The sequence below is a fragment of the Streptococcus danieliae genome, assembly GCF_009767945.1.
GTDB lineage: Bacteria > Bacillota > Bacilli > Lactobacillales > Streptococcaceae > Streptococcus > Streptococcus danieliae.
On record NZ_WSRS01000095.1, the window covers coordinates 1 to 6,445 of the forward strand.

Below are 6,445 nucleotides of genomic sequence, written 5' to 3' on the forward strand. Positions count from 1 at the left end.
GTTCCTGAGAAATTCTTATTAAAATACTCGGTATTGTTGTACAAATAATCCGCAACCTGTTTCGGAGTAATCCCTCGGCGATCTAACTCTGTAAAGACCATAGCAAGAACTGCTGGAACACATCCAGTTGCCGCAAAGCTACCGTTTCCATAGTAGGCAGCCCAAATAGCGTCCCGTTGGTTATAGTAGGCATGATCCTCAAAGCTTGTTGAAACAGCTTCTTTCGCCATTCCCACCAGAATTTTATTAAGTAAAAATTCTGCTTGTTGCACTTCCGAAGCTCTTTGTGAGAAGGTTTCTTGTGCTTGTGCACTCCTTTCTTCCAACAAAGCATCTGCTTTCTGGGATTGCTCTAAAGCTGTTTGAGCTTCAGCAACCTTAGCTGTCTTAACAGTCACTTCTTCCTGTGCTCTAGTTAAATCAACTTGAGTAGAATTTTGATCCATGCTCGCTTTCACCAGTTCAACGGCTTCCTGAGCCTGAGAGACTTCTTTTTCAGCATCCGACACTTTAGCTTGATTGTCCTTCACGACTGCTTCTTGATCAAGAACAGCTTGACGGGCAGGTTCTACTTTTTCTGCTTCCTTCTCGACTGCTTTTTCAGCACTCACAACGTCTTGAGTAGCCTTTGTGATAGCTTCCTGTGCTTGTGTTATGCTTTCAGGATTGGCTTGATCCGCAAGCTTTTGTGATTCTGTAACTGCTAAACTTGCTTCAACAACCGCTAACTGCGCCTGATCTTTAGCGACTTGTGCTTCTTGAACAGCCGCCTCCTGTACAAACATAGCCTGATTTGCCTGATCAAAACTTGCTTTAGCATCATCGACTTGTGCTTGCGTTACTTCAGGTTGAGCAGACGTTTCAACATGAGTAATATTCGTTTCCGTAGATACTGGAACAGCCTCCTCAGCCTGCACAACACCTGTTGCCGTAACAGATGCAGCTGCAACTGCTAAACCTGCCATTAATTTATAGCTCATAATCTCTCCTTCCAGATTTCTTCAAATAAGTAAAAACAATAGTTACATGCTGGCGCTCTCACACTTATCATCTTCAATCCTCCAAATCTGCATTAATTCGTAACAATGAAATAATCAAAGCCATTAAAAAAGAAAAAGCAAATAGTCCACAAGTAAATACTAAAATCAAAACCATTAAACCATCACCTACGTTACTTTCTATCCCATTTCTTTTTCTTCCTCTAAGCGAGAAATTCCCCCAGAAACAAGGCAGCAACAATATGCAAAAACTAAACTTAAAATTATTAAAAATAGACTAGACCCTATTAAAATCCACTTCATAAAACCTCTCCCTTACTTTATTCATACTATTTACTCAAACAAGCATCAAAAATCAGCTACTCAGTATCCAAGATTGTATTTTTAGGATAGAAGAAAATGCGTAAAAAACTGAGAAAACAAATTTTTGACACTTATTTCAATAAATGGATAGCTAGTATAATTGGCTAGCTATCCTAATGATTAGATGCTTCGCTTCTTCAAAAAATATGCGGCCGTAGCTGCTAAAACCCCACCGAAGATACTGAACATCGATTCTTCGGTTCCCGTTGATGGTAATTCAGTCAGCTCTTTAGAATCATTCGTTGCCTTTTTAGCATCTGTATTGGCTTTCTTAACAACAACTGTTTCCTTTTCAGATGATTTAGCCTCTCCCCCTGTAGTTGTTACTACTTCAGCCTTTGAGCTGATTGTAGAAGGTTTAGGATTCACCTTAGAAGATTGACTGGTTGAAGGAGAAGTTGGTGCTACAGGTGTTCCTGGACTTGGCTGTACAGGCTTAATTGGAGCCACTTCTTCAGAAGGCTTCACCTCATTATTCGGTTTTTCTTCTGTAGGTTTTATTTCAACCTCAGCTGGCACTTCAGGGGTTGTAGGCGCTACTGGAACCTCTTCGCTTGGCACCCCAGGTGTGCTATGAGTTTCAGGAACTACGGGAACTTCAGGCACTTCAGGGGTAACAGGAACATCAGGAGTTACAGGAACTTCTTCGTTTGTGATCGGCTGAGTTGGATTTGGCTCGTTAGATTCAGGAGTTGTCACAACTGGTGTCGAAGGATCCACTGGACTGATAACTGCTTCATCAGCTGATACTCCAGCTTGTCCCAAAGCAACCATAGATACTGCTAATGCTGCAATGAATTGTTTTTTACTCATGTTCTACTCCTTATTTATTTCACGTATTCTGACTCTTTTGGTTCTGTCGTAACGACAAAACCATACTTGCTATTTTTCATTTCTTTAATAGAAAAACTTAAACGAATATTGGCCGTATCTTCTTCTTTCTTTACTGACAAAACATAGGTCACCGTGTATTCTTCAGTATTCGGATCAAAGAGCAAAGACTCTAAAATCACAGATCTTAACAATCCAGATTCAGGGACCGTGTATTTTGCATTTCCATCTGATAAAAACTGACGAAGAGCTTCCTTATCACCAGAATAGTAAGTTGGAAGAAAATAGCGACTGAAGACATCAACCTGGTTTTCAAATGTCTTAAAAGACTGTAAAACCTTCACTTCTTGACGAACTGTTTGTAACTCTTGTTTGACCTTCCCTAACTGACTAGCTGTCAAGAAAGAAATTCCTAATCCAGCTACTGCAAGTAAGCCCAAAATGGCACTAAACAAATAGAAACGTCTCGGGGAAGTCTGCCCCTCTGAGGAAGAAGCTTTTTCCTTGGTGCTATCATCTTTTTTCAAAGAAGTTCTAGCTACTTCTAGTTGCTCTCCTTCAGCTGGAAAAAGAGGAAGAGCCGCATCAGAAATGTTCAAACTTCGTCGGTAAACGGGGTATACCTGATTTTCAAAATATTCCCGTTTTTCCTGATAACTGTAATTTTCAAATTCTGAACTTGTTAAGATTGATTGAATCAAAGGCCAAAGAATGGTTTGGTAATCTCCTTCAAGGAGAAGAGGACTTACAAAAACCTCTCCGTCCGTCACAATCTCTTTGCCCTCATGATGAGCTAGAGCCACTTTCTCTACTTGAAAGTATCCATATTTTTGTGAAAGAGCTTGAAACAACAGTTCTGTTTGAAAAAAAGTGAGATAGGGAAGAGACTGCTTGATTGGATAAAGAAAATCATCTCCATGATCCTGATCCAACTCCTCAATCAATTCCAGCAAATCTTGATTTTCCTCAGGTGAGTCCCCTGTAGACCAAGTGATTTTCACAAATAAATCATCTGTGATTTTATTCTTGGATTTGATAAAAGGAGAAAATACCATAGATCCTCACCCCTAACCTCTTACAAAGTTAAAGCCCCACTCAACAATGCTTGGTCCAGCCGCAACAGCTACAATAGCTACTGCAATAGCCAGCCAATGCTTTTTAATGGCTGCTTTCAGTTCTCGACCACCAAAACCATAAGCTAGTCCCGTCACAACAACAGCTAGACCTAAAGTCACAATTCCAATTCCCTGGACCTTTGTAATCCCTTGTTGCGCCAAAGCATCTGTTTTGGCAAATGGGTCATCTGCATAAACCGTCTGAGAAAGAAAAGGCGAAAGAAGGGCTGCTACAGCAAACAAATAGTGATTGTGCTTCTCCCTAACTTTCTGCATAGCCTGTCTCATTTGATACTTCATAAAATTCCTCCTAACTTTTGTTGACATCATTAGTGTAAGAGATAATTATTTTTTTGGCAGTAAGGGGACAAGTCAGTACCATTTTTTTAATTAGCCCCTAGGATTTTCAAATAAAGTAATCTCAATACTACGATTATCCTTGCGGTGATTGCTGTTCGGAGCCTCTCCAACAACAGACAAATGGAACTGATAGTCTTGATCGAGACTAAGACTTTTAGCTGAAATTGGAGCTAAAATCTTTCTTTTCATCAAGCGCTCTAGAGGACGGGCACCATTTTTTACATCAGTTCCCACATCTGCTAAAAATTCAATAACATCTTGACCATAAGACAGGGAAAAACCATGCCTCTCCATTCTTTCCTCAATAATCCTCAAATTTTTTGCTGCGATTTCCTCAACAGCTGAACGCTCCAACAAATTAAAGATGATTTTATTCTCAATACGGTTCAAAAATTCTGGACGAAACTCTGTTTGAAGCTCACTATCCATTGACTTATCAAACTGGGTCCACTCCCTTTCTGTCAGGTCCCTAAAATTCCCCTTCAATTCCCATTTATTAATAATTTTCTTGGCCCCGACATTGGTAGTCATGATCACAATCGTATTCTTAAAACTGATTAAGCGACCTGAACCATCAGTCAAGCGACCGTCGTCCAGAACTTGGAGAAACAAATCCATCACTTCAGGATGAGCTTTCTCGATCTCATCTAAGAGTAAGACAGAATAGGGCTTTTGTTTCACCTTCTCTGTTAATTGACCTTTGATTCCAAGGTTGCGGTTCCCAATCAACTTGATCACATCTTCCCTTTGCTTGTATTCAGACATATCAAAACGAATCATGGCATCCTCGTCGTCGAACAGGGCTGCTGCAACTGCCTTTGATAGTTCTGTTTTCCCGACACCTGTTGATCCCAAGAAGAGAAAGGAAGAAATGGGCTTATTTTCATCCTGCAAACCTGCCTGTGAGATGGTGATGGCATCCAGAACGGCTAGAATCGCCTCATCCTGGCCCTTCACCCGACTCCGAACTTTCTCCTCGAAACCTTCTAATCGCTCTGAATCACCTTTTAGAATCGTTGTAACAGGTATCCCTGTCTTATTTTTCAAGACCAGGGCAATATCCCTAGCCCCGACAAATTTCTGTTGACTAACAGCTGCTATAGTCGCTGCCTCATCAATCAAATCAAAAGCCTTATCTGGTAGAAAACGATCTGTCAGGTAGCGAACCGATAAACGAACGGCTTGCTCTACAGCTTCTGACTCAACTTGAACCCCATGAAAAATCTCATAACTTGTCTTAGCTTCTTCTAAAATTTGAATCGCTTCAACAATGCTTGGCTCCTCCACCATGATGGGCTGCATCCGCCGTTCTAAGGCCCTATCCGTTTCAATATAGTCATGAAATTCATCGAGCGTTGTCGCACCAATCAACTGAATCTCACCACGGGCTAAAACAGGCTTTAGAATATTTCCTGCATCCAAGGCCTGCCCCTTACTTCCCCCTGCTCCAACAACGGTATGAATCTCATCAATAAACAAGAGATTGCTTCCCTTGGTTAGGACTAATTCTTCAATAATCTTCTTAAATTTAGGAATAAATCCACCATCTTCTTCACTCATCAGATTGGATAATTCCAAGCTCCGAACCGTAACCCCAGTCAGAAGACCTGGAACTTGCTTCCGTAGAATAGCCAAGGTTAAACCTTCCACAATAGCAGTCTTTCCGACCCCTGCCTCCCCAACTAAAATTGGATTATTTTTTGTTTTTCGTAACAAGGAGATAATGACTGATTCGACTTCCTTGTCCCGTCCGTAAACTTCATAGTCCATAGCCTTCTTGGCAATCTTCTCTGTTAGATTCTCCGTGTATTTACTTAAATAGGGTGTCTGCACGTGCTTCTTTTCCTCCATCAATTTCCGCTTCCTTTCTTACTTTTCTTTCATCATAAGGGATAATGAAAATTTTCGTGTTAAGGGGACAAAACAAAAGAAAAAGGGCAACTCTATGATCACCCTTTCTCCTTAGCTTTAGCGGCCAATTCCTTTCTCAGCTGCCTTCAAAGCTTCTTTAAAAAAATTAACTTTTTCTCCCCTTTCTTTTTCAATTTGCGGAGCTTTCAAATGACTATCAATCTTCTTCATCATACTAGAGACTGTTTTATGAACACGCTGTAACGAAGCGGCTAAGTCCTTATCTTCCAAGGCTGATAGGTTCTTAGTCCAGCTCGCCATGTATTGGATGGATTTTTCAGATGTATCCAGTCCAAAATGTTTTGACAATAGATAACTAGTCATCTCTGCCTCAAATTCTTTTTGACCCAAGGTCATTGTCCCCTTATACTGTTCAGCAAATTTAGGATTATGCAGTGTTGCATGAGCCAGTTCATGAATCAGGGTTCCAATTTTTTCACCTGGTGTGTTGTGTGGATTCATAAAAATCAGCTGCTTATCTGGATCAAAGCCTCCCTTAGCATTTCCTAAATCATGATTTTTATCTACCATGATGGTAACACCAACACTATCCGCATATTCCTGCAAACCTGCAAGAATTTCTTTTGTTTTAACCTGATCCACATCAAAATTATAGTGACGATTTGGCATGGCCTTTGGATAGGCTTCAGGTTTTAAAGTTGTCTGAGACAATTCAAATACCTTATATAGTAGAATGAAACAAAAACCGCACATTTTGTGCTATACTATTTTTATGGCATATTCAGTAGATTTTCGTGAAAAAGTTCTTTCATATTGTGAGAATATTGGCAGTATTTCTGAAGCAGCAACTGTTTTCCAAATTTCTCGTAATACCATTTATCAATGGATTAAATTAAAAGAGAAAAC

The 6,445-nt window shown here is 40.2% G+C and carries 6 protein-coding genes and 2 pseudogenes; 1 reads left to right on the forward strand and 7 read right to left on the reverse strand.

The window, feature by feature from the left end; genetic code table 11:
* The 7 genes and pseudogenes from E5983_RS08200 to E5983_RS08225 all read right to left on the reverse strand — a co-directional run.
* A pseudogene (locus E5983_RS08200) lies at nt 1–980 on the reverse strand (cell wall anchor protein); the annotation flags it as partial.
* Between the two features lie 198 nt (nt 981–1,178).
* Nucleotides 1,179–1,301: a hypothetical protein gene (locus E5983_RS10055; protein WP_269148537.1), complete on the reverse strand. Its 123-nt coding sequence runs from the start codon at nt 1,299–1,301 to the stop codon at nt 1,179–1,181.
* A gap of 180 nt (nt 1,302–1,481) precedes the next feature.
* A complete protein-coding gene (locus E5983_RS08205; RefSeq protein ID WP_160333367.1) occupies nt 1,482–2,174 on the reverse strand; it encodes an LPXTG cell wall anchor domain-containing protein in 693 nt (230 codons plus the stop codon).
* A 14-nt stretch (nt 2,175–2,188) separates the two neighbouring features.
* Nucleotides 2,189–3,247 carry a hypothetical protein gene (locus E5983_RS08210; RefSeq protein WP_160333368.1) on the reverse strand — a complete coding sequence of 353 codons (1,059 nt, stop codon included), beginning with the start codon at nt 3,245–3,247 and terminating at the stop codon, nt 2,189–2,191.
* Between the two features lie 12 nt (nt 3,248–3,259).
* A complete protein-coding gene (locus tag E5983_RS08215; RefSeq protein ID WP_160333369.1) occupies nt 3,260–3,607 on the reverse strand; it encodes a TrbC/VirB2 family protein in 348 nt (115 codons plus the stop codon).
* Between the two features lie 90 nt (nt 3,608–3,697).
* Nucleotides 3,698–5,518, reverse strand: a complete 1,821-nt coding sequence (locus tag E5983_RS08220) for an AAA family ATPase (RefSeq protein WP_160333370.1) — start codon at nt 5,516–5,518, stop codon at nt 3,698–3,700.
* A gap of 117 nt (nt 5,519–5,635) precedes the next feature.
* A pseudogene (locus E5983_RS08225) lies at nt 5,636–6,268 on the reverse strand (DUF6782 family putative metallopeptidase); the annotation flags it as partial.
* Nucleotides 6,269–6,311: 43 nt separating this feature from the next.
* On the opposite strand from E5983_RS08225, the gene E5983_RS08230 reads away from it, so the two are divergent.
* Nucleotides 6,312–6,445: IS630 transposase-related protein (locus E5983_RS08230; RefSeq protein WP_160332216.1), on the forward strand; the 134-nt coding region annotated here is incomplete at its 3' end.